The organism is Bacillus sp. MYb209 (assembly GCF_002975175.1).
Taxonomy (GTDB): domain Bacteria; phylum Bacillota; class Bacilli; order Bacillales; family Bacillaceae_G; genus Bacillus_A.
Window position 1 is genome coordinate 105,003 of sequence record NZ_PCNZ01000010.1, and the last position, 25,340, is coordinate 130,342.

Genomic DNA, 25,340 nt, shown 5'->3' on the forward strand with positions numbered 1-25,340 from the left:
GTAAAAAAGAATGGGGTTAGTAACTTCATTCTTTTTATTTATTAATATTTTTTGTACTCATTGTTCATAAAGTTTTCATGATGAAATCCGAATATATAAGTTAATTATGATAAAATTTAATTTGAATACGCTTTCTTGATTTTTCGCTCCAACATACAGCAAGAGAGAGGGAATTTTATGAATAGACGGAACGTAGTTAAAGATTTAAAGCAATTTGAATTATTTGCTCATTTAACAGAAAAGAAATTGAAAGGTTTGACGGAGTTTGTCTATTGGCGAACTTATAAAAAGGGTCAATTTTTATTTTTAGAAGGGGATTCAAGAGAAAGAATTTACTTCATGTTAGATGGTTTTGTAAAGTTAGAGCGGGTAAATCAAAGTGGAAATTTATTATATGATGACTATGTAAAGCGGTATTCTATTTTTCCTTATGGTGGTATGTTTACAGACAGAGGATATAACTATACGGCAGAAGCGATGACAGATGTAGAAGTATATTATATTCCGACAGTAATTTTCGAAGATATGGTGAAATCTAGTAGGACGCAATTAATGTACGTTGTTCAGCAATTATCATCGATATTAAAACTAAACGAAAATCGAGTACAAAATATTACAATTCCTAATGCACAAGATCGGGTCATTCAAACATTAAATTATTTAATGCAGGATTTAGGAGAACAGAGTGGCGAAACGATTGTAATTTCCTGCCCACTTACAACAATTGAAATATCGAAAATATCTGGTACGTCTCGAGAGACGGTTAGCGGCGTATTAAAACAATTAAAAAATGATAGTATTGTTACAATTCTGGATAAAAAAATTACAATACATAATCCAACATATTTTGAGGAGATCTCTATGTGAAAATTGCATATTGATTTTCTAATTCATATTGTATATTAATAAGGTTCTTTATATATTTATAAGGAACTTTTTTACGTTATCCTCTATAAAATGATTGTATAGTATGGTAATAATAGCTAAAATCGATAATAAAAAAGCAAAGGGAAGGGGAGAAGGAATGGTTCGAATTGAGTATGATCGATTAGTAGCTATTTGTTACAGTATAGGGGTTTTGTTATTATTAAAAATTCCAAACGATAATGAATTAATTGGGGAAAAACTATTCAATTTCTATAAGGTTCCGGTATATACATATATTTATATGGATTATAAAGTTTCAAATATATTAATTGTTTCTTTCGTACTACATGTAATCGCATTTATATTATTTGTAAAATGGCTAGTAAAAAAGAAATCTAGTACATTTAGAACAATGAATAAAATAAAAGTAGTAGGCATTAGTATTTTGATTTTAATGATGCCGTTTATTTTAAATAACATCCTCCATACATTGAATAAAACATGGTACTACGCAGGAAAAACAGGGGTAGAGGCGATAGAATATAAAAAAGAAGATAGTCAGTGTAGAATGGAGAAAAATGGAGAGGATATTGAACAAAAGTGCATTGTGACTTTAAAAAATTATCGTAATCATTCACAGGCATTAAAAGTTGTTTTATATGATAATGCAAACGAGAATTCAAAAGGTTATCCAGTACCGAAACCAGTCTATTTACAAAAACATGAGACAAAGCAATTCGAATTTCAAATTCCTGTTGCTTATAATAGCGGTATTGAAAAAGATAAAGTACCAAATGTTAAATTACATTCATTGCATAAAAATGATGAGAAATACAATTAATCCGTAATTGAAAGTTTATGAGTAGGAGCAATAATTTGAAACGATATAGAAAATCAACTTGAATCATCCAACATGCTGTGAGGTAACGGCATATTGGATGATTTTTTATTTTATCCCCTTTTTTACGTATGAAAGGGTGGGATACTTTGTTGAAAACGAAAAACATTGCAAGGGTCATATATGGTTTTCACTTTACGCAATCTTTGAAAGTTAGAGCCATAATAACTCGTTTGCCAATTTTTAATGTCGATATCGGGCCAATTGACATAATCACCTAGTGTATAAGGATCTAAGCTTTCTCGTAAATCTTTAATCCAGCGTATATTTTGATTTTCTTCATCATCGCATTTCCAAGAGTTAATGTATTCTTGCGCAATAATTGCTTTACGATGGAAATAAGCTGTGTCAGTAGGTGAAATATTTTCAACAGCACCTACGAGCGATTGGTGCCAAATACTCGCATCTTTATTTGGTGCATGAGAAAGAAAATATTGCATGATTTGAATGCCTTTAAGAGGGATAGGTTTATATACGTAGGAACCGGAGCGCTTGAAGTTTTCAGGGATGTTACCACTGTTAAAAAATTCAACAGCCTTTATATAAGGAACTTCATCTATAAAGAGAGAGGGGGTACCAGTTTCAAGAAGCGGAGATAATAAGGAATGGAGTTCAGAGGGAGAGCCAACAAACTCACCTTGTGCTTCAATTTTATTTTGTTGCTTTGCGAATAATTCAATTGATGAAGTGAGACGTTCGTCTATATAAGGCGCCCAATTTTGCCACGCTTGAAATGCAGCGATAAAATCTTCCCATTCCCATGTAATTGAGAAGATTGATACATTGTTTATAGGATGTACTCGAAAAGTTAAAGAAGTAACAATTCCGAAGTTTCCCCCACCACCGCCGCGGCACGCCCAAAACAAGTTAGGGTTTTCTTGTTCGTTTGCGCGAATGATTTTTGCGCCAAATTTACCGCACGCTTGTACCATTTCAACTTCTACTAATTGATCACATGTTAATCCAAATAAGCGTGAAAGCATACCGATACCACCGCCAAGTGTTAATCCAACAATTCCAACACTTGCGCTTGTACCAGCCGGTATTGTAACACCATAATTCCAAAGCTCTTTATAAACCGTGCCAAGATTTGCACCAGCTTCAATTGTTGCTGTTAATTTATCTGTCTTAACAGTAATACGATGTATCTCACTCACATCAATAATAAGTCCTCTATTTAAAAGAGAAAAATTTTCATAGCTATGACGTCCGCTTCTTAAGCGAAATGGTATATGACGTTCGCGTGCCCATTTTAAGGCGTTACACACATCATTTTTATTTTGGCAAAAAACAATAATACAAGGGAGTTTTGGAATACTTAAATTTAAATTCATTCGGGCTACGTCATAGTCAGGATCTGAGGGAACAACGATACGACCTGTTAATTTTGTTTGTTTCAATTTATCACTCCTTTCTAAAATAAGCAGTGCTTTTTATTAATATATGAAAAGCGTATGTAACGTGCGTGGACAAGAGCAGGTAAGGAATGAGATTTACCTTTGTGAGAAATAAATAAAGCATAAGAATAAGGAATCTACATAGAGTTCAATGAAAACAGTTGCAAACTATTCATATTTTGTTATGATAGTGTTACGAAAACGTTTGCATAAATTTCAATGGGGTGCAAAAGGAGAGAGTGATTATGAATAAGACATGGTGGAAAGAAGCGGTTGCTTATCAAATTTATCCACGCAGCTTTATGGATTCAAATGGTGATGGTATTGGAGATTTACAAGGTATTATTGCAAAACTAGATTATTTAAAAGATTTAGGTATAGATGTAATTTGGATTTGTCCAATGTATAAATCACCTAATGACGATAATGGTTATGATATTAGTGATTATCAAGATATTATGGATGAATTTGGTACGATGGAAGACTTTGATGCATTACTAGATGAAGTTCATAAGCGTGACATGAAGCTTATTATTGATTTAGTTATTAATCATACAAGTGATGAACATCCGTGGTTTATTGAATCACGTTCTTCTAAAGAGAATCCGAAGCGTGATTGGTATATTTGGCAGGATGGTAAAGACGGCGTGGAACCAAACAATTGGGAAAGTATTTTTAATGGTTCTGCATGGGAATATGATGAAGTGACAGAGCAATATTATTTACATTTATTCTCGCGTAAACAACCAGATTTAAACTGGGAGAATAAAGAAGTTCGTGAAGTTTTATATGATACTGTTAATTGGTGGCTTGATAAAGGTATTGATGGTTTCCGCGTCGATGCGATTAGCCACATAAAAAAAGAAGATGGTTTACAGGATATGCCAAACCCAAAAGGGTTAAAGTATGTGCCTTCTTTTGACAAACATATGAATGTCAATGGTATTCAGCCATTACTAGAAGAATTAAAAGAAAACACATTTGCTAAATACGATATTATGACTGTTGGAGAAGCAAATGGTGTGAAAGTTGAAGATGCTGATCTTTGGGTTGGAGAAGAGAACGGTAAATTCAATATGGTATTCCAATTTGAGCATTTAAGCTTATGGGATGCAGAAAAGAAGAAAGATCTTGACGTTGTTGAGTTGAAAAAAGTATTAACAAAGTGGCAAAAAGGTTTAGAAAATAAGGGATGGAATGCTTTATACATTGAAAATCATGATAAGCCACGTATTGTGTCTACTTGGGGAAATGATAAAGAATATTGGCGTGAAAGTGCAACGGCTTTAGGTGCGATGTATTTCTTTATGCACGGCACACCGTTTATTTATCAAGGACAAGAAATTGGTATGACAAATGTTCAGTTCCCAAATATTGAAGATTATGATGATGTAGCAGTTAAAAATTTATATCGTGAGAAAATTGCAGAAGGAGTATCGCATCAAGATATGATGGAAATTATATGGGCTTCTTGCCGCGATAATTCACGTACACCTATGCAGTGGAGTGCTGAAAGTAATGCTGGATTTACAACGAGCACACCTTGGTTTGGCATGAATCCAAATTATGAAGAAATTAATGTTGAAAAGCAGAAAAATGAAGAGGGATCTATTTTCAATTTCTATAAAAAAATGATTGCCTTGAAAAAAGAGAACGATGTATTAAATTATGGTACGTATGATTTACTTTTAGAAGATAATCCGCAAATTTACGCATATACTCGTACATTAAACGATGAAAAAATCATTGTTATTAGTAATATCTCGAAAGAGGAAGCAGTGTATAATGAGGATACATTTGCACTAGAACGCAAACGTTTGCTTTTAAATAACTATAAAGTTTCCGAACATGATCAATTAACTACAATCACGTTAAAACCTTATGAAACAAGGGTTTATCGCATTGCATAATAAAAAAGGATGCTCTTAGAGCATCTTTTTTTATGAAAAAAAATAAATTTCTATTGCAATATGAAAACGCTTTTATTAAAATAGATTTATGAAAACGGTTGCGTAACGGGAAAAAAGAAGGGATGTAAGGAATCGTTTTCATAATAGAAACAGAAATTATAATTTAAATCATTATGTTGTTATAAATAAAGGGGAGGAAGAACAGATGAAAATTACGTCTTTTGATTTTTGGCAAAAGTTCGGGAAAGCGTTATTAGTTGTTGTAGCTGTAATGCCGGCAGCTGGCTTAATGATTTCCATCGGTAAGTTAATTGGGATGTCTGCAGGGGATATTAACGCAGTTCATACAATTGCTCGCGTAATGGAAGACATCGGTTGGGCAATTATTACAAATTTACATATCTTATTCGCAGTAGCAATTGGGGGGTCTTGGGCGAAGGATCGTGCGGGTGGTGCATTTGCAGCACTATTAGCATTCGTCTTAACAAACAGAATTACAGGAGCTATCTTTGGCGTAAACGCCCAAATGTTAGCGGATTCAAAAGCGACAGTTTCTTCATCATTAGCAGGTGATTTACTTGTAAAAGATTATTTCACTTCTGTACTTGGTGCACCAGCATTAAACATGGGAGTTTTCGTAGGGATTATCACAGGTTTCTTAGGAGCTACTTTATATAACAAATACTACAATTATAATAAACTGCCACAGGCACTAGCATTCTTTAATGGAAAACGATTCGTACCATTCGTTGTAATTGTTTGGTCTACAGTCACTGCGATTGTATTATCACTTGTATGGCCATTTATCCAAAGTGGATTAAATGAATTTGGTCGCTGGATTGCAGCATCTAAAGATAGTGCACCAGTTGTTGCACCGTTTGTATACGGAACGTTAGAACGTTTATTATTACCATTTGGATTACATCATATGTTAACGATTCCGATGAACTACACAGAGCTAGGCGGAACATATACGATGTTAACTGGCTCAAAGGTTGGACAAATTGTAGCAGGACAAGATCCATTATGGCTTGCATGGATTACAGATTTAAATAACTTATTAGCAAGTGGAGATACGAAAGCATATAACGATTTATTAAATAATGTTGTACCAGCTCGCTTCAAAGCGGGACAAGTTATTGGTTCATCAGCAGCATTAATGGGTATCGCATTCGCGATGTTCCGTAACGTAGATAAAGATAAGCGTGCAAAATATAAACCAATGTTCTTATCAGCAGCATTAGCAGTATTCTTAACAGGTGTAACAGAACCAATTGAATTCATGTTCATGTTTATTGCACCAGTATTATATGTTGTATATGCAATTACAACAGGACTTGCATTCGCATTAGCAGATTTGATTCATTTACGTGTTCATGCATTTGGGTTTATTGAGTTAATTACACGTACACCAATGATGGTCAATGCAGGTTTAACGAGAGATTTAATCAACTTTGTCATTGTTTCATTAGTGTTCTTCGGTCTTAACTTTACATTATTCAACTTCTTAATTAAAAAATTCAATTTACCAACACCAGGACGTGCAGGTAACTATATTGATAATGAAGATGAGTCATCAGAAGGAACAGGAAATGTACAAGATGGTTCATTAGCGACAAAGGTTATTGATTTATTAGGTGGAAAAGATAATATTGCAGATGTAGATGCTTGTATGACACGTTTACGTGTAACAGTAAAAGATTTAGATGTTGTGGCACCAGAAGCACAGTGGAAACAAAATGGTGCTTTAGGACTTATCGTTAAAGATAAAGGTGTACAAGCAGTATATGGCCCGAAAGCTGACGTATTAAAGTCAGACATTCAAGATATGTTAGGTGCGTAATAATATGAAATTGCTAACTTTAAATTGTCACTCTTGGCAAGAAGAGAATCAAATTGAAAAAATAAAGTATCTTGCTAAAGTAATTCAAGAAGAAGATTATGATGTGATCGCATTGCAAGAAGTAAGTCAGTCTATACAAGCTGAAAATGTATGCGGTAACAAGAAAAAAGATAATTTTGGACTTTTACTGCTAGAAGAGTTAAGAGCATTAAATGTAAAAGAATACAATATTATTTGGGATTTCTCTCATATTGGATATGATGTGTACGAAGAAGGATTAGCAATTATAACAAAGCACAACATTGTAAAGGAAGATACGTTCTTTGTCTCAGAAAATAAGGATACAACGTATTGGAAAACACGCAAAATTGTAAGTGCAACAATTGCTTATAATGATAAGAATATAACGTTTTATTCTTGCCATCTCGGTTGGTGGAATGATGAAGAAGAATCATTCAAAGACCAAGTTGATCGTTTAATGGAGCGTGTAAATAGCAATGAACTTTCCTTCTTAATGGGTGATTTTAATAACAATGCTCGTTTGGAAGGAGAGGGCTATGAGTATATGATGCAAAAAGGTTTATATGACACATATGAACTAGCGATAGAGAAGGATGAAGGAACAACTGTCCAAGGTGAAATTGCTGGTTGGGATGAAAATAAACAAAACTTACGAATCGACCTACTATTAAGCAATCAAAGTAAAACAGTTAATTCTTCAAAAGTCATTTTTAATGGCACAAATCGAAATGTAATTTCTGATCATTTCGGTGTAGAAGTACAATTAGACATATAATAGAAGAAACCCTCACAGATAATGAAAAGCTGGGAGGGTTTTTTGATAAATACAAGTATTCCCAAGAGAAAATACTTGTATTTTTTATGACATTTCCTATATATTTGTTATTATTGAATGTAAAACTAATTTGGTCATTTTGTATGCATGCTTTTTTTACTTCGTTATATAATGAAGTAAGTGAAATATTTAATGGGAAAAATAGTATGTTTTCGTTTAATCCACGATGTAGAAAGTGATATAATTACAAAATGTATGTATCATTTTCTAAAGAAGGAAAAATATATAATTAGGTGATTGCTTATATGAAACAGATTTGGCGTATTTATAAGACAGATTTACGGAATGTAGCCAAACATTGGGCTGCAATTGTTATTGTATTAGGTTTGATGGTTCTACCATCGTTATATGCATGGTTTAACATTAAAGCCTCTTGGGATCCTTACGGAAATACGAAAGGAATCCAGATTGCAGTTTCTAACCAAGATGTTGGATCAAATTTAAGAGGGAAAGATATTAACATCGGGAAAGAAATTGTAGATTCACTTAAGAAGGACAAAAATTTTGGATGGAAGTTTGTCGATGAAAAGCAAGCAATTTATGGAGTAGAGCGTGGAGATTATTCTGCAAGTATTACTATTCCAAAAGATTTTTCTGAAAAGATTGCAACAGTCTTGAATGAAAATCCACAGAAACCGGAAATTGATTATTACGTAAATGAGAAGGTGAATGCCATTGCACCGAAGATTACAGCTAAAGGTGCATCGGGTCTTACAGAAGAGGTTAGTAAAAACTTTGTTAAAACAGCAAACGGTGAGATTTTTAAAATCTTCAATGACCTTGGAATCGATTTAGAAACTAACTTACCGAGTATTGAGAAGATCAAGGATCTCGTATTTAAGTTAGAAGCACAGTTCCCAGAAATGAATACACTTGTGGATAAGGCATTAGATGATGCGACTCGGGCAGAAGATGTTGTGAAAGTAGCACAGAAAGAGTTGCCAGTTGTAGAAAGTGTTATTAATGATGGGCAAGAAGCGTTAGGGAATTTAGATAAATTCTTTGCGAGAAATGATGAAACATTGAAACGTGCGCCTGGAACAATTAAGAATAATTTAATTGTAATGCAACAAGGATTAGATGGTGCGGCAGCAATTACGGATTTCTTAAAAAATCCATCATTTGATTCTAATCTGACACTTCCAGATCCGTCTAAATTCCCAGTGTTACCTAATATAACTATTCCACAGATACCAGAACTACCGCAGGTGAATGGTCAATTGTATAAAGATATTGCTAAAAATATTGATCAAACTGTAAATAATGTATTCGGCTCAATACGTGTTGGAACAACTTATGCACAAGGAGTTATAAACGGGTTACAAAATGGTAATTTTGACCCGGAAAAAGCGAAACAAGATCTTAATAAGGTTTCTGAGAATCTTCAAGGTCGTGCGGATAGTGTTTCATATTTAATTGATGTCTTTACTAAATTTAAAGAATCTGCACCAACTGATTCTGGAAAAGACTTCTTCCAAAAACGAATAGATAACTTAACGAATCTTAAATCAGCTATAGAAAATGCAAATGGCGGCGTTAAAGATATCGCTAATATTATTGGTACAGGGCAAGAAGTGAAACAAGACGCAAGAGATGCTGCTAATAAAAAGTTAGATGCAGTAAATAATTTAGTAAACCAAGCGGAGGCAGATTATAATGCAACGTTTGTAGCAGATTTTGAAAAAGCAGTAAGTACAGCTGAACAAGTAAAAGATAAGGCAGAAAATGCGCAACAAATTAGAGGGGATTTAAATCAAGAAATAAACAAAGCTAATGAGATATTAGACAATGGTAGAGAGAACTATGATCAGGCTGTAACGAATTACGCAAAACTAAAAACTAATCTTGAAAAAGCAAGAGAAGATTTAAGTAATAAAGATGTTAATGGATTAGATTCTACAAAAGTAGCCTTAAATGATTTAAATGGACAGTTCCAAGCAGGATGGAATTTAGTTAATGATATGATTCCAGTTATGGAAAGTACAAATAAAGTTTTGGGCGATGTGAATAGTGGCAAAAATCTTAATGGCACAATTGCTAAGTTAAATAAAGCAAAAGATGGTTTGCAAAAAGGAATGGATTTAACTGATAAAGGAATTGACGCTATTAATAAAGGTCAAAAGCCAGCAGCAGATGTTATTGAAAGTATTAATCAAGTATCTAAAAGTGTTTCAGGACAAATAGGTGACATCTTAGCTAATTACGATTCAGAAATTGTTCCAAACTTTAACGCAGCAATTGCTCGTACAAAAGAGATGTCTAAAAATACATCTCAAATTTTAGGCGAGGCAAATAAGAAGCTTCCAGATGTGAAAAAATTACTTGAAGACTCATCAAAAGGCTTAGTAGATGGCCAAAAGAAAATTGCAGATATTAAAGCTGAAATGCCAGCTACTCAGAAAAAGATTAAAGAATTAGCAAATAAAATTCGTGATTTTGAATCAGAAGAGGATATAAAAGACATCATACGCTTATTGAAAAATGATGTTGAAAAGCAAAGTGATTACTTCGCAAATCCAGTAAATTTAAAAGAGAATAAATTATTTGCGATGCCGAACTACGGTTCAGCAATGTCACCATTCTATACAGTGCTTGCATTATGGGTAGGCGCACTATTAATGGTTTCATTATTAACGGTAGAAGTACATGAAGAGGGCGCTAATTATAAGAGCCATGAAATATACTTTGGACGTTTATTAACATTCTTAACGATAGGTCTTTCACAGGCGTTTATCGTATCGATGGGGGATATGTTCTTACTCGGTACGTACGTAGTCGATAAATTCTGGTTTGTGTTATTTAGTTTATTTATTGGGGGAGTATTTGTTTGTATCGTGTACTCACTCGTTTCTATTTTCGGAAACGTTGGGAAATCGATGGCGATCATTTTACTTGTACTGCAAGTAGCAGGATCGGGCGGCACGTTCCCAATTCAAATGACACCACCGTTCTTCCAAGCATTGTATCCGTTCTTACCATTCACATATGCTATTAGTGCAATTCGTGAAACAGTAGGTGGAATGCTTTGGGATATAGTAACTAGAGATTTACTTGTGTTAAGTGCTTTCGTAGTAATCATGGTTGTAGCTGCATTATTACTGAAAAAACCAATTAACAAATCAAGTGAAAAGTTTGTTGAGAACGCAAAAGGAAGTAAAATTATTCATTAAAAATAAAAGGTTCCTACCGATAGTGGTAGGAACCTTTTTGTTTAATCAAATTTTAATTTCTTTAATGCTTCTGCGAATGGATTGTTTAATGGTTCTTCTTCTTCTTTGTTCTGTTGTTTCATATATTTTTGGACGTCACGTTTATCAGCTTTGTTTCCAGATTCTTTTTTACGTCTCTCTTGGAATGTAGAAAGTTTCTCACGATAGCCACATTTACATGCGAAAATTTGGCCTGCTCCTTCACCACGAAGTTCTAGTTTCTTTTTACACTGAGGGCAGCGTGCGTTTGTAGTGCGGGATACATTTTTACGGTGACCACATTCGCGATCTTGGCATACAAGCATTTTACCTTTTTTACCGTTTACTTCTAACATTGGTTTACCACAGTCTGGACAAGACTTCGTTGAAATGTTGTCGTGCTTATATTTTTTATCGCTTGATTTAATTTCAGTAACAATTTCCTTCGTATAGTTCTTCATTTCTGAAATGAATACGTCTTTCTTTAATTTTCCTTTAGCGATAGCTTCTAACTTTTGCTCCCATTCACCAGTTAGTGTAGGAGATTTCAGTTCTTCTGGCACTAAATCAAGTAACTGACGGCCTTTTGAAGTAATATGAATATCTTTACCACGTTTTTCAAGTAAGAACGAATTGAATAACTTGTCGATAATATCAGCTCGTGTAGCTACAGTACCTAATCCACCAGTTGACTTTAACGTGTCAGCAAGTTGTTTGTTTTGCGTATCCATGTATTTTGTTGGGTTTTCCATCGCTGAAAGTAATGTTGCTTCATTAAAGCGTGCAGGTGCTTTTGTTTGACCTGATGTTTGGACAATTAGTTTTATGTTTAATGTATCGCCTTTTTCGATGCGAGGTAAGATTTGTTCTTTTACATCATCGATTGCATCATCATCTTCAAATCGATTTTCATAAACCTCTTTCCAACCAGCATGTAAAATCGTTTTTCCGCGTGCGATGAACGTTTCGTCACCAATTTTCGTGCGCAATGTTAGTTGTTCATATTCAAAGGCCGGGAATAAAACAGCTAAGAAACGTTTTACAACTAAGTCATAAATTTTACGTTCTTTATCTGTGAAAGCTGAGAAGTTTACATAGCTCTCTGTTGGAATAATCGCGTGATGATCGCTTACTTTACTATCATCAACAAATGATTTATTAGATTTTACAGGTTTCTGCAATACTTTATGTGCTAAAGGACGGTATTCTCCAACTCCGCACGCCTTCAGACGCTCTGGAAGTGTTCCGACAATATCAGATGAAATATAGCGTGAATCTGTACGAGGGTACGTTAAAACTTTATGCTGTTCATATAATTTTTGCATAATGTTTAATGTTTCTTTCGCAGAGTAACCAAATATTTTATTCGCATCACGTTGTAGTTCAGTTAAATCGTAAAGACCAGGAGCGAACGATTTCTTTTGTTTTTTATCAATGTCTACAACAGTAGCATTTTGTTTACTAATTTTGTTCACGATTGCATCAGTTTTTTCTTTATTAAAGCTACGGCTATTTCCTTTTGTATCTTGCCAAGTTAGCTTTAACCTCTCAGCTGTTTGAGCTTCGATACCATAGTAAGTTTGAGCTTTGAAATGTTTGATTTCATCTTCACGGCTTGCAATCATGGCTACAGTAGGTGTTTGGACACGACCACAATTTAGTTGGGCATTAAAGCGAGTAGTTAATGCTCGAGTCGCATTAAGCCCGATATACCAGTCAGCCTCTGAACGTGCGACAGCCGAAGCATATAGATTGTCATATGCTTTTCCAGGTTTTAAATTTGCGAAGCCATCTTTAATTGCTTTATCGGTAACCGATGAAATCCATAAACGTTTAATCGGTTTCTGCATTTTAACTTTATCGATAATCCAGCGTGCGACCAACTCTCCCTCACGACCGGCGTCAGTAGCTATAATGATTTCATTTACATCTTTTCTAAGAAGCTGACTTTTTACAGCGTTAAACTGTTTCCCTGTTTGTTTAATAACTGTTAGTTTTAAACGCTCAGGTAGCATTGGTAAATCTTCTAAATCCCACTTTTTATATTTCACATCATAGCTTTCTGGATCAGCTAATGTAACGAGATGACCTAAAGCCCAAGTAACAATATATTTACTACCTTCAAGATAGCCGTTTCCTTTTTTATCACATTTCAGTACACGTGCGATATCACGTGCAACAGAAGGTTTTTCAGCAATTACAATACTTTTTGCCATATTTAAAAACATCCTTTCAAATTTCCATACGTTAAATATAGCATACATCTTTGTTCTATTCAGTCTTGCTGACGGTTTGAGTTATTTGTGATGAAATATACGTGTGAGAGTTTTACTTATATAAATAAAAGATGTGTATAAATGTCAGATTTTAAGGCGTATTCATTGACATTGTAAATGAATTTCATTTAAAGCATAAGTAGGCAAGAAAAGGTTTCTACCAATAAGAGTTATGATTGCTATCATTCTATAAATAGATGAGGGGGATAAGGTGATAGGATTATAATCTGTTTGAAATCAAATGATGGCGACAGAACATAATCTGCACCATGAAGAAATTATGAAAAAAAGATATTTGTTCATTATGCTTATTGTTTTATCAATTGCTTCTATCTTTCCATAAGTTTGATCTTTTTTAACAATTCATTTTCTGCCTTTAGTAGGTTCCGTTCGGCTTCTAAACGAGCATACTTCTCTTCTAACGTAAGCTCTCTCTCAAGAGTTCTTCCAGCGTTTTCGGTGCGTGTATCTCGCAAACCAAATACACCATTTTTTCTATAAGCAGCACGCCATCTACTTCCTGATGACATAACTCGTTTCATTCCAATCACATCTATATCAAAGCCACATTCTTCAAAAATATTTCGAGGTAACTTTCCTTTTTCATTTTCCTCAATAAAAATACGCTTAAATTCATCTGTATAAGTGATACCTTTCTGACTTACAGATTTTATGTATGGGTTATTTGATAGAATTTGAATGTCTCTTTCTGTAAATAGCTTTTTTGTCATTTTGAACCTTCTCCGATCACAATTTTCTCTCATTATACAAGAAATACCCTATAGAATAGACTTTTTTTTCAGTGTCTATTCTATAGGGTACATTTTATAAGTTCCTATCACTCTTTTTATATAGTAAAGTAAAGAACTTGTTATTTTACTAGAATAAGAGTAGACTCTGAAGTAAGTGAATAAGAAACACATGGGAGTTTGTGGATACAAACTGAGAGTATGGCTAATCCGTCATTGACCATTTGAACCTGTTGGATAATGCCAGCGTAGGGAGAGTGTAAAAGCACATGTTCAGACACTTTGCGTACGCAAAGTGTCTTTTTGTGTATCTCCCATCATTAAAGTTAGGAGATGAAAAGAATGAATGTACAAGAAATTAGTAAAGTCGTGGAATTGGTGAGAGAGTCTAATCCACTCGTGCATAATATTACAAATGTTGTTGTAACAAATTTTACAGCAAACGGTTTGTTAGCATTAGGAGCATCACCTGTAATGGCGTATGCAAAAGAAGAAGTAGCAGAAATGGCTAGCATTGCGGGAGCTCTTGTTTTAAATATGGGTACACTTCGTCCTGAAGAGGTAGAAGCGATGTTACTTGCTGGTAAATCAGCAAATAAGAATGATGTACCAGTATTGTTTGATCCAGTTGGGGCAGGAGCAACTTCTTATCGAACAGAAGTTGCGAGATATATTCCAGCTGAAATCGATTTAGCGATAATTCGTGGAAATGCAGCTGAAATTGCTAGTGTTATTAATGAAAAATGGGAAATTAAAGGTGTAGACGCTGGTACTGGGAATGGTAATGTTGTAAATATTGCAAAACAGGCAGCGGATGAATTAAATACAGTTGCGGTAATTACTGGAGAAGAAGATGTTGTTACAGATGGAGAGCGAACTATTCTTATTCGAAATGGCCATCCTATTTTAACGAAAGTTACTGGAACAGGTTGTTTACTAACTTCTGTAATAGGAGCATTTGTTGCGGTAGAAAAGGATTATGTAAAGGCAGCAGTAGCCGCATTAACATTCTATGGAGTAGCAGCAGAAATGGCGGCTTCGAAAACAGTAGAGAATGGACCAGGAAGCTTCCAAATTGAATTTTTAAATCAGTTAGCGAATACAACTTCAGATGATATTGAGAAGTATGGAAAGATTGAGGTTATACAGTAAGGAGGGGAACTAGATGTCGCGTATTACAATGGATGAAATGTCTAGGTTATTATCAGTATATTTTATTATGGGAAGTAACAATTGTACGAAGGAGCCACTACAAGTATTGAGAGATGCACTAGAAGGTGGTATAACAATTTTTCAACTTCGTGAAAAGGGAGAAGGGGCTTTAACGGGAGAGAAACGTATTGATTTTGCGAAAGAACTACAAGCGCTTTGCAAGGAGTACGGTGTACCATTCATCGTAAATGATGATGTGGAACTAGCCCTCGAGTTAGATGCAGATGGCGTGCATGTTGGACAAGATGATGAAGGAATTACATCTGTTCGTAAAAAAATGGGAGATAAAATTATTGGAGTATCTACACATACAATTGAAGAAGCACGCTGGGCGATTGAAAATGGAGCTGATTATTTAGGAGTTGGTCCAATTTTCCCGACGAGTACGAAAAAAGATACGAAAGCGGTTCAAGGAACGGAAGGTCTAAAGTATTTTAGGGAACAAGAGATTACAATACCGATCGTTGGGATTGGTGGGATTACAATTGAAAATACAGCTTCTGTTATAGAAGCGGGTGCGGATGGTGTTTCAGTTATTTCAGCGATTAGCTTAGCAGAATCTGCGTATGAAAGTACGAAGAAATTAGCTGAGGAAGTAAATAAGAGTTTGTAGAGTCGCAAAATGAGTTGTTTCGTTTATCCCGCTATTTGTGAGCAGTAAGACTCCCACCTCAAAATTAGGCCGGAGAAAAGAAGTTAGGTGGGGGTCTTACGCCCGTAAAAGCCCGATTGGTGCGGGCTAATAATCAGTGGGGGATGAATAAAAACCCCACTGATTAAAGTTTCACTTTATTTAAACAAACGTTTGATTAAAAAAGCACAAACCCTTTGAAATTGTAGGTTTGTGCTTTTATTTAAAACATAATTGAAATTAAGAGCATTCCAATTCCGATAGAAGTAAAGGTTGCGATCAGGCCAGGAATCATAAAGCTATGATTTAAAACATATTTACCAATTCCTGTTGTACCAGTGCGATCAAAATTAATTGCAGCAACAATTGTCCCGTAGTTTGGAATGAAGAAGTATCCATTTACTGCAGGGAACATTGCAATAAGTAATGCTGGCGGAATACCAAGTGATAGTCCAAGTGGCATTAAAGCACGAACTGTTGCTGCTTGGCTATACAGTAAAATAGATAGAATGAATAGTGCGATAGCAAATAGCCATGGTGCACTTGTCACTAAGTGTTGAATTGATCCTTGAATTATATTTAAGTTTCCATTGAAGAAAGTATCTCCCATCCAAGCGATACCAAAAATAGCAACAACTGCTGTTGCGCCCGCTTTAAAGACGTTACCAGTTACAATACTTTCCACATTCGGTTTACAGAAAATAATAATAAGAGCAGCAATGGTTAACATGACCATTTCAATTGTGTTTGGCATTGACAGACGAACTAATTTCCCATCAACCATCCATCCTGGACGAAGTGTTTCAAATGAACCGAGAAGTACAACAAGGAAAGTTGCGACTAGGAAAAGAATAACTGATAATTTCGCACCTTTTGAACCTATAAATTCTTTTTTCTCTTCAAGTTTAGGAATCATTCCCTCTTTTAATCGCTTCAAGTATTCAGGGTCTTCATTTAATTCTTTTCCCATTTTACTAGCAACGAATGCAGCTACCATACAAGCGATGAAAGTAGAAGGGATACTAACTTTTAAAATATCTAACAAGGTGATTTTATAGTCGGCTAACATTGCTAAAAGTGCAACTGTTGCAGCCGATATTGGACTAGCTGTAATGGCTTGCTGGGAAGCGATAACGGCAATTGACATTGGTCGTTCAGGTCTAATTCCTGATTCGCGAGATACTTCGGCGATAACGGGAAGTACAGAATAAGCGACATGACCAGTTCCCGCGCATAGCGTGAATAAATAAGTAACAATAGGAGCAAAAAATGTAATGCGCTTTGGATTTTTTCGTAATGCTTTCTCAGCAAGGTGGACGAGATAATCCATTCCTCCAGCAGCTTGCAAAGCACCGGCAGCTGTAATTACTGCTAAAATCATAAGCATTACATCAATAGGAGGAGCTGTAGGTTGTAAGTGGAAGACGAAAACAAGTATTGCCATACCAACGCCACCCATTACTCCTAGACCAACTCCGCCTAAGCGTGCACCAATAAAAATGCAGAGTAGTAACGTAAGAAATTGTAGCCAAAACATGATAAACTACCTCCGAAATTCGTAAGTTAAGATATATTCGAATAGTTTAATTTGAATGGAAATTAAATAAACATCCAGAATAATCCTTGTGTTATATACGTTTTTTATTATATAACATAAGAAATGTAACATTCACGTATTTTGTTAAATTATTTCGAAAAAATAATACATTAAAACTTCATATTTAGATCTCTAAATAAGTGGACATTTTAATTTTTATGTTGTAATCTTTGAAAGAGAATATTTAAATTCTCATAGAACTCCCATATCGTTCAACTCGTTCAGCGAGAAAGGCAAACTGATGGAAACATGAGGACGCAAAACTACAGGGGCTAAGGTCAAATGACTATGCTAGCCAGTTACCGGACGGATAGGGTTGGTTTTGACCAATGCTTTTTCATTGGTCTTTTTTTTTTGGTTTATATTTGAGAATGGTTATCAATTAAAGGGTGTGTTTTGAAATTATTATTTTGTATTAACTGAATTAAGGAAGGTAATGTGAATGAAAAAATATTGGCATAAGCTATCGTTTCTTCAAAAGAATGTATTGTTAACTGTACTCGTTATTTTAACGCTTGTTGGTAGTATGGGGGCGTTAAGTTTTAATATGTTTCAAAATAGTATGATGTCTATATTTGAAAGACAGTCTATTGAAACAGGGGATACGGTATTACATAAATTAGAGGCAGAAGTAGTAAGAGATGTCGCGAAAAACCCGACGGTACAAAAAGAAAAAAGAACTAAATTAACAAAGCAGTTAGATGAAGTTACAAAAGAATTGAAAAGTGTTGGACAAACGTATGTTGTTGGAGCAAAAACAAATGCAAAAGGTGAGCTTCAAATAGTTGGTTTGACTACAGAATTAGCGAATGCTGTTCAAGTAAAACCAGGAGACTATTATGAACAACCAGTTCGTTGGATGAAGGCATACGATAAAGTAATGGCCACGAAAAAAGCACAAATAACGGAAATATATGAAGATGAACTGGGATCATGGGTAACAATATTAGAGCCAATTACAGATGGAGAAGAAAATATTGTTGCAATTGTTGCAGCAGATTTAGATGCGTCTATTGTTCCTAGTACAAAGAAGAAATTTATTATGCAAGGTTTAATGTTTATTTGTATTTCAGTTTTAATTGCGACTTTTATTCAATTCTTGATTGTACGTAATTCACTTGCTCCATTACAAGATTTACGTGAGGGATTACGTAAAGTGGGTGAAGGAGATTTAAGTATTGAATTAGTGGAAAGACAAGATGATATCGGTATTATTAATTCGTATTTTAATAACACAATTGAGAAGTTTAGAGGAATTATAGATAAAGTGAAGCAGACGGCAGAACAGGTTTCTTCATCTTCGCAAGAATTGTCAGCAAGTACAGAGGAGAATAGTATGGCAGTTCAAGAGATTGCGGGTTCTATTGTAGGATTAAGATCTGGGGCTCAGTCGCAAGAAACTTCTGTACAACAATATTTATGGATTGTACATGAAATGGAAAATAAGATGGAAGAAATAACAGGGGCTGCGAAACAAGTTTCCACTACCTCAGAAGGTATGGAGCAACATTCGGTTGAGGGTAATGGAGTTATTGAACAAATTATTAATCAAATGAGTTTAATTCAAAAAGCAGTACAAGATTTATCTTCTATCATTTATTCGTTGGAAACAAGATCAAAAGAAATAAGTGACATTGTAACTGTAATTACAGGTATTTCAAATCAAACGAACTTACTAGCTTTAAATGCTTCTATTGAAGCTTCACGTGCTGGAGCAGCTGGAAGAGGATTTGCTGTTGTCGCAGATGAAGTGCGTAAATTAGCGGAGAAAACGGAAGCATCGGCAAAAGATATAGCTAAATTAATAGGGGAGACACAGGCTGAAGCAGAAGAGGCTGTAGTTTCAATGCAGAAAGGTTCAAAAGAAGTGGAATCTGGAATTACCCTTGTTCAAAGTAGCGGTGCTTTCTTTGAGAAAATTTCAAAATCAGCACAATCTGTTACAAAGCAAGTTAGAGCCGTTTCTAGCAATTCAAATGATATTTTGCAAAATAGCCAAAATATCGTTCAAGTTGTAAATGAACTATCTCATATTGCAAATACGTATGCAAATAGTAGCAGTAATGTTGAAGCGAGTATGAAGGAGCAAGAAATGTCTGTACAAGATATAGCAGAATTGGCTACTTCTTTAAGTTGGCTTTCACAGGAGCTACAAGAGTTAATAGGAGAATTTAAAAGTTAATAACATAATATACACCGTCTAATGAAGTTGAAGAAAGAATAGCAAAAGCTTGGATTGATGTATTAGGAATCTCAAAGATTGGTGTACATTCATTAAAAGTATTGAGAGCTTTAGCGTTATTAAAAGAAGATTTTCCAGATTTAACAATTCAAGATTTCTTTAACGAGAGAACGATATGTGGATTAGCTCGAATTGAGGGGGAAATAAAGGTATAGACAGAAGAAGTTGGATATTTTCCAAAAATAATGAAATGATATGTACGCTTTTGTTTGTTCAATAAAATAAATCATGCTACAATGAAAACGAATTAAGAACCGGGGAGCCAATTGGCTGAGAGGATGTAAGTATACATCGACCCTCAACCTGATCTGGATAATGCCAGCGTAGGGAGTTACTTTAAAGTGATGTAGCATAAGTTATTATAGAATAACTTGTATACAAGGCTTTCCTACATGGTAGGAAAGCCTTTTCTTTTTTTTTTGAAACCATATTTTGTAAGGGGGATTTTATTATGTCACAACAAGTTACAATTTCATTTTCAGTAGTACCACAAGCGAAGAACAAAGATGTGTATTCCGTTGTTGATAAAGCAATTGAAGTTGTACAACAGTCGGGAGTTCGTTATGAAGTAGGGGCAATGGAAACAACGTTGGAAGGAGAATTAGATGTACTTCTTGACGTCATTAAACGCGCGCAACAAGCTTGCGTCGATGCTGGAGCAGAAGAAGTGATCACTTCTATTAAAATTCACTATCGTCCAAGTACGGGCGTAACGATTGACGAAAAAGTTTGGAAGTACCGTGATGAATATGCAAAACCAGAAGCGATCTAAAATAATCACAACAATTTGGCTTATCCTTCTCATTGCTATATGGGAAGGATCTGTTTCATTATTTAAAATTGAGCCGTGGATTTTACCGAAGCCGTCTGCAATTGTGCAAGAGTTAATTGGAATGAAAGATTTACTATTACCGAATACAGTGCAAACGTTACAGGAAGTAATAATTGGGTTGTTTTTTGCAATTTTACTTGGGACGAGTATTGCTATCATTATGGATGTCATCCCTTTATTTCGGATTTTAATGAATCCGCTGCTTGTTATTTCGCAAACAATTCCAATCGTTGTGCTCGCACCATTATTTATTATTTGGTTTGGATACGGAATGTTGCCAAAAGTAATGGTTGTTATTCTTGTTTGTTTCTTCCCAATTGCGCTTAGCATTTTAGAAGGTTTCCAAACGGTAGATAAAAATATGCTGAAGTTATTACAAACGATGAAGGCGACAAAGTGGCAAATTTATCAGAAAGTAAAATTTCCAGCAGTGCTCCCGTACTTTTTCTCAGGTTTAAAAATTGCTGTTACATATAGTGTGATGGGAGCGATTATTGGGGAATGGCTTGGTGCGAGTGAAGGATTAGGAGTTATGCTCACAAGAGCAACGAAATCCTTTTTAACGGCTCGAGTATTTGGTGTTGCAGCAATTATCGTCATGGTGACATTATTCCTGTACTTTATTGTTGAATTTATGGCAAGAATAACAGCACCATGGATATATAGAAAGGGCGGCAGAAAATGAAAAAAGGTTTAAAAATTATGTTAGCTGCATTATTAGCAGTTGGTGTTGCCGGATGTAATACGGCGAAGAAAGAAGAGAATACAAGCAAAGAAAAGAAAGTGAAAGTCGTTTTAGATTGGTTTCCTAATACAAACCATACTGGTTTATACGTAGCGAAGACGAAAGATTATTATAAAAAACAAGGGTTAGATGTAGAAATTATTCAACCAGGTGATAATGTTACAGCGGAACAAATGATAGCTTCAGGAAAAGCTGATTTTGCAATAAGTGCACAAGAAAATGTAACGTTAGCTCGTGTTGAAGGTATTCCTGTTGTATCTGTAGGAGCGATTATCCAGCATAATACTTCAGCTTTTGCATCACTTAAAAAAGATAATATGATGTCACCAAAAGATTTTGAAGGTAAACGTTACGGCGGCTGGGGAGGACCAGCAGAAGAAGCGACGTTAAAGACGATTATGAATAAACATCAAGCTGATTTTAATAAAGTTGAAAAAATTATTCTTGGACAAACAGATTTCTTTAAATCAATCGGTCGTGATGCAGACTTTGAATGGATTTATTATGGATGGGATGGAATTGAAGCGAAGCGTCAAGGAAAAGAGTTAAATACAATTATGGTGAAAGACTTAGATCCAGCGCTCGATTTCTATAGTCCTGTTATTATTACAAGTGAAAAACATACGAAGCAAGATAAAGATTTTGTGAAAAAGTTCATGACTGCAACGACAGAAGGTTATGATTTTGCAATTAAAGAACCGAAAGAAGCTGCGGATATTTTAATTAAAGCTGTTCCAGATTTGAATAAAGAATTAGTACAAGAAAGCCAAAAATGGTTAAGTACAAAGTATCAAGATGATGCAAAAGCGTGGGGAGTACAGAAGGAAGAGATTTGGACAAATTACATGAATTTCTTATATGACAACAAAGTTATTAACAAGAAAATCGATGTAAAAGATGCCTTTACAAATGAATTCCTTCCAAGTGAAAAATGAGTGGATTACAAATAAAAGATATTGTAAAAGCTTTCGATGGAAAGAATGTATTAGCAAATATTAGTGCTTCTATACAAGAGGGAGAGTTTGTCTCTTTTGTAGGTCCGAGTGGTTGTGGAAAAAGTACATTATTAAATATGATTGCAAGTGTTGAACAACCAACGAGCGGAGAAGTGTTTTATAACGAGGAGTATGTAAAAAAACAAGATGTTGTTAGTTATATGCCGCAACAAGATTTATTACTACCGTGGCGATCGGCTTTGCAAAATATAGTTCTTCCATTGGAAATTGAAGGAAAGCCTAAAAAACAAAGGCTGACAGAAGGAATGGAAGCATTAAAGCAGTTTGAGCTAGATGAATATGCAGACCATTATCCAGATGAGTTATCAGGAGGAATGCGTCAAAGAATTAGTTTCCTTCGCACATATTTATGTGAAAAGCCAATTATGCTGCTTGATGAGCCTTTTGGAAAATTAGATGCATTTACAAAAATGGAAGTACATAGTTGGCTTTTAAATTCTTGGCATCAAGAAAAGCAGACAATTGTTATGGTTACACATGACTTAGATGAAGCAATTTTGCTTTCTGATCGCGTATTTATTTTATCTCAAAGACCGGCATCAATTGTTGGAGAGGTACAAGTGAAATTACTTAGGCCGCGAACGATGGATATGTTAACATCGCTTGAGTTAAAGAAGGATAAGGAAGAAATTTTAAGAGTATTAGCTCCTTACATGAAAAAATAGAAAAGAGTCTTTTAACAGTTGTTGGTATAATTGCTGTTAAGAGGCTTTTTTCTATTGAAGGAGAAAGATGAAATCTATAGGGGAAATAGTGGATTCATTAACACCGGATAAATTGGAAGAAGGAACAAAAGAAAAAGTAGAGAATAGAATATAATAGAGTGGTTTATACTCTTAATATAACAAATGTTAAAGGAGTGAAAGGATAAAATGACTTTATCAACTGTTCTTCAAATGGTTTTAGCTTGATACGGGAGAAGTCTGCCCATTTTTAAAGATTAAGCTAAATTGAAGACAGCAGGTAAAGAACCTTAATCCTTTCTTACGATAATATGTAATGGGTAAGGTGTATTCACCTTACCCATTTCTATATGTATAACTAAATAAGGCTTTATACTGTTGTTCTCTCTATTTAGCTTATGGATCATAAGAAAAGGAGAGAAAAAAATGAGTATATTAACAGTAGAAAATGTAAGTCATTCATATGGTGAGAAAACCATTTTATATAATGCGTGCTTTCGATTATTAAAGGGTGAACATGTTGGGCTAGTAGGGAAAAATGGAATTGGAAAATCCACATTATTACGCTTGTTAACAGGAGAACTTATACATGATGATGGGAAAATTGAATGGTTTCCACATGTGAAGATTGGCTTTTTACAACAGCATATAGATTTACAAGAAGGCATAACAATTGAAGAATACTTGCAAAGTGCGTTTTCTAACCTGTATGAGTTGGAACGTGAAATGTTAAAACTTACAGAAGAGATGGCTGGAGCAGGAGAAGTAGGGAAATTGTTAGTAAGGTATGGAGAGTTACAAACTATATTGGAGAATTCTAATTTTTATCAAATTCATACAGAAATTGAGGAAGTAGCAACCGGCTTAGGCTTGTTTGAAATAGGATTGGAAAAGGATGTTTCAAAGTTAAGTGGTGGTCAGCGGACAAAGTTGTTACTTGGGAAACTCCTTTTAGAAAAAGCGGATGTTTTATTATTAGATGAGCCAACTAACTATTTAGATACAGCACATATAGAATGGTTGCAATCATATTTACAAATGTATGAAAAAGCTTATATTATCATTTCGCATGATGAAATATTTTTGAACAATATTACGAATGTTATTTATCATCTAGATGAGCGTGCAATTAAGCGCTATGTAGGCGATTATAAGAGTTTTTTGCGTAATTATGAACTGCAAAGGAAACAATTACAAGCAGCATATACGAAACAGCAAAAGGAAATTGCACATTTAGAGAGTTTTATTCAAAAAAATAAAATTCGTAAAGCGAAACAAGCAAAAAGTCGTGAAAAAGTATTAGAGAAAATGCAAAAGGTTGAAAAGGTTAACGATGTACCTCGTGCTCGTTTTGATTTTAATGTTTATACTGAGCCAGTGAGTCGTATCTTACAGGTAGAGAAACTAAAAATTGGTTATGGTGAACCGTTATTTCCGGAATTGGATTTTCAAGTGAAAAAAGGGGAAAAGATTGCAATTATTGGTCATAATGGGATTGGAAAAACAACAATGTTAAAAACATTACTAGGACAAATAAAACCGTTAAGCGGTTCAGTTTCTGTTGGGGAACGAGTAAAACCCACTTATTTTGCACAAGAGGAATTTTCCTCAGAAATAACTGCACTAGAGAGAGTATGGGCAGGAAGGCCAGACATGACAAGAAAAGAAATCCGACAAGCATTAGCAAAGTGCGGATTGAAAGAAGAACATGTATTAAAACCTATCCAGTTATTAAGTGGAGGAGAACAAACAAAAGTACGATTATGCGAACTTATCGTAACTAAAAGCAATGTTTTAATTTTAGATGAACCAACTAACCATTTGGATGCAGAGACTAAGACGGCTTTACAGGAAGCGTTAAAACAATATAGAGGTACGGTTTTAATTGTTTCACATGAGCCATCTTTCTATGAAGCATGGATAACGAAAATATGGAATATCGAAGAATGGAACGTTTAACAATATGAATAAAGAAAAGGCATTAGCTTTTATGAGCTAATGCTTTTTCTTTGGGTATATTTATAATAATACTAGATGCCTTTCCCTAATAGGCTACTATCTTTATTTATATATATAGATAGTTTGAAATGGAATAAAAATGATTCCTATATGTAAAGGATAATGTGATTAGTATGGGAAGACAATAGAACTTAAAGGAAATTCATGTGAAATTCAGATGAACTTCACATAAACTTCATATTGGAAACTGAATATAATTATAATAGGTTATTATAATGTGCGTTTTCGATTTTTCGCAAAATTAGAAGTTTGGCGGGGGTTCTTGTGCTTTCGTCATCGATTGTAATGGATTTACGAGAAGGGATATAACCGTTTTTTTATACATTAGTAATTTCATAATGATTATTTGTTTTACTACAAATTTTAGCGTGCAAAATTT

General features: G+C 34.6%; 17 protein-coding genes, 2 pseudogenes and 3 riboswitches. Of the genes and pseudogenes, 15 read left to right on the top strand and 4 right to left on the bottom strand.

The window, feature by feature from the left end; genetic code table 11:
• The first annotated feature begins 177 nt into the window (after nucleotides 1-177).
• A complete protein-coding gene (locus CQZ94_RS16765) occupies nucleotides 178-867 on the top strand; it encodes a Crp/Fnr family transcriptional regulator (protein WP_001081909.1) in 690 nt (229 codons plus the stop codon).
• 157 nt (nucleotides 868-1,024) lie between these two features.
• Nucleotides 1,025-1,708 (top strand): ABC transporter permease, encoded by a 684-nt coding sequence (locus CQZ94_RS16770; protein WP_105586277.1) that lies wholly within the window; start codon nucleotides 1,025-1,027, stop codon nucleotides 1,706-1,708.
• A gap of 122 nt (nucleotides 1,709-1,830) precedes the next feature.
• On the opposite strand, the gene CQZ94_RS16775 is transcribed toward CQZ94_RS16770, so the two are convergent.
• On the bottom strand, nucleotides 1,831-3,165 hold the full coding sequence (locus tag CQZ94_RS16775; RefSeq protein ID WP_105586278.1) for an FAD-binding oxidoreductase: 1,335 nt from the start codon (nucleotides 3,163-3,165) through the stop codon (nucleotides 1,831-1,833).
• Between the two features lie 242 nt (nucleotides 3,166-3,407).
• Here CQZ94_RS16775 and CQZ94_RS16780 point away from each other — a divergent pair, with 242 nt between their 5' ends.
• The 4 genes from CQZ94_RS16780 to CQZ94_RS16795 all read left to right on the top strand — a co-directional run bounded on the left by CQZ94_RS16780 (nucleotide 3,408) and on the right by CQZ94_RS16795 (nucleotide 10,941).
• A complete protein-coding gene (locus CQZ94_RS16780) occupies nucleotides 3,408-5,072 on the top strand; it encodes a glycoside hydrolase family 13 protein (RefSeq protein ID WP_105586279.1) in 1,665 nt (554 codons plus the stop codon).
• A 205-nt stretch (nucleotides 5,073-5,277) separates the two neighbouring features.
• Nucleotides 5,278-6,915: a PTS transporter subunit IIBC gene (locus tag CQZ94_RS16785; protein WP_105586280.1), complete on the top strand. Its 1,638-nt coding sequence runs from the start codon at nucleotides 5,278-5,280 to the stop codon at nucleotides 6,913-6,915.
• 4 nt (nucleotides 6,916-6,919) lie between these two features.
• Nucleotides 6,920-7,711: an endonuclease/exonuclease/phosphatase family protein gene (locus tag CQZ94_RS16790; protein WP_105586281.1), complete on the top strand. Its 792-nt coding sequence runs from the start codon at nucleotides 6,920-6,922 to the stop codon at nucleotides 7,709-7,711.
• 305 nt (nucleotides 7,712-8,016) lie between these two features.
• Complete coding sequence (locus tag CQZ94_RS16795) at nucleotides 8,017-10,941, top strand: YhgE/Pip domain-containing protein (RefSeq protein ID WP_105586282.1); 2,925 nt, start codon at nucleotides 8,017-8,019, stop codon at nucleotides 10,939-10,941.
• Between the two features lie 41 nt (nucleotides 10,942-10,982).
• Here the strand turns inward: CQZ94_RS16795 and topB are convergent, their stop codons facing one another.
• Nucleotides 10,983-13,175: a DNA topoisomerase III gene (gene topB / locus CQZ94_RS16800; protein WP_105586283.1), complete on the bottom strand. Its 2,193-nt coding sequence runs from the start codon at nucleotides 13,173-13,175 to the stop codon at nucleotides 10,983-10,985.
• A gap of 407 nt (nucleotides 13,176-13,582) precedes the next feature.
• Nucleotides 13,583-13,966 (bottom strand): annotated as a pseudogene (locus CQZ94_RS16805) (HTH domain-containing protein); the annotation flags it as partial.
• Nucleotides 13,967-14,146: 180 nt separating this feature from the next.
• A riboswitch (TPP riboswitch) is annotated at nucleotides 14,147-14,256 on the top strand.
• A 70-nt stretch (nucleotides 14,257-14,326) separates the two neighbouring features.
• Between CQZ94_RS16805 and thiM the strand changes: the two are divergent.
• Complete coding sequence (thiM, locus tag CQZ94_RS16810) at nucleotides 14,327-15,136, top strand: hydroxyethylthiazole kinase (RefSeq protein ID WP_105586284.1); 810 nt, start codon at nucleotides 14,327-14,329, stop codon at nucleotides 15,134-15,136.
• A 13-nt stretch (nucleotides 15,137-15,149) separates the two neighbouring features.
• The gene (gene thiE / locus CQZ94_RS16815) at nucleotides 15,150-15,809 is read left to right on the top strand and encodes a thiamine phosphate synthase (RefSeq protein ID WP_105586285.1); all 660 of its coding nucleotides are present in this window, start codon (nucleotides 15,150-15,152) and stop codon (nucleotides 15,807-15,809) included.
• A 241-nt stretch (nucleotides 15,810-16,050) separates the two neighbouring features.
• Here thiE and CQZ94_RS16820 read toward each other — a convergent pair whose 3' ends face one another.
• Nucleotides 16,051-17,364 carry an anaerobic C4-dicarboxylate transporter family protein gene (locus tag CQZ94_RS16820; RefSeq protein WP_105586286.1) on the bottom strand — a complete coding sequence of 438 codons (1,314 nt, stop codon included), beginning with the start codon at nucleotides 17,362-17,364 and terminating at the stop codon, nucleotides 16,051-16,053.
• A gap of 282 nt (nucleotides 17,365-17,646) precedes the next feature.
• A riboswitch (cyclic di-GMP riboswitch) is annotated at nucleotides 17,647-17,731 on the top strand.
• A 135-nt stretch (nucleotides 17,732-17,866) separates the two neighbouring features.
• On the opposite strand from CQZ94_RS16820, the gene CQZ94_RS16825 reads away from it, so the two are divergent.
• From CQZ94_RS16825 to CQZ94_RS16855, 7 genes and pseudogenes are all read left to right on the top strand, one after another.
• Nucleotides 17,867-19,606 (top strand): methyl-accepting chemotaxis protein, encoded by a 1,740-nt coding sequence (locus CQZ94_RS16825; protein ID WP_105586287.1) that lies wholly within the window; start codon nucleotides 17,867-17,869, stop codon nucleotides 19,604-19,606.
• Between the two features lie 14 nt (nucleotides 19,607-19,620).
• A pseudogene (locus CQZ94_RS16830) lies at nucleotides 19,621-19,818 on the top strand (hypothetical protein); the annotation flags it as partial.
• 93 nt (nucleotides 19,819-19,911) lie between these two features.
• Nucleotides 19,912-20,013, top strand: a riboswitch (TPP riboswitch).
• 104 nt (nucleotides 20,014-20,117) lie between these two features.
• Complete coding sequence (locus tag CQZ94_RS16835) at nucleotides 20,118-20,438, top strand: MTH1187 family thiamine-binding protein (RefSeq protein WP_000082898.1); 321 nt, start codon at nucleotides 20,118-20,120, stop codon at nucleotides 20,436-20,438.
• On the top strand, nucleotides 20,410-21,183 hold the full coding sequence (locus CQZ94_RS16840; RefSeq protein ID WP_002113653.1) for an ABC transporter permease: 774 nt from the start codon (nucleotides 20,410-20,412) through the stop codon (nucleotides 21,181-21,183). The genes CQZ94_RS16835 and CQZ94_RS16840 overlap by 29 nt, the downstream gene beginning before the upstream one ends.
• Nucleotides 21,180-22,178, top strand: a complete 999-nt coding sequence (locus tag CQZ94_RS16845) for an ABC transporter substrate-binding protein (protein ID WP_105586288.1) — start codon at nucleotides 21,180-21,182, stop codon at nucleotides 22,176-22,178. Before CQZ94_RS16840 ends, CQZ94_RS16845 begins: the two co-directional genes overlap by 4 nt.
• Nucleotides 22,175-22,924, top strand: coding sequence for an ABC transporter ATP-binding protein (locus CQZ94_RS16850; RefSeq protein ID WP_105586289.1), 750 nt, complete (start codon nucleotides 22,175-22,177; stop codon nucleotides 22,922-22,924). Before CQZ94_RS16845 ends, CQZ94_RS16850 begins: the two co-directional genes overlap by 4 nt.
• A 444-nt stretch (nucleotides 22,925-23,368) precedes the next feature.
• Nucleotides 23,369-24,901: an ABC-F family ATP-binding cassette domain-containing protein gene (locus CQZ94_RS16855; RefSeq protein ID WP_105586290.1), complete on the top strand. Its 1,533-nt coding sequence runs from the start codon at nucleotides 23,369-23,371 to the stop codon at nucleotides 24,899-24,901.
• Nucleotides 24,902-25,340: the final 439 nt, after the last annotated feature.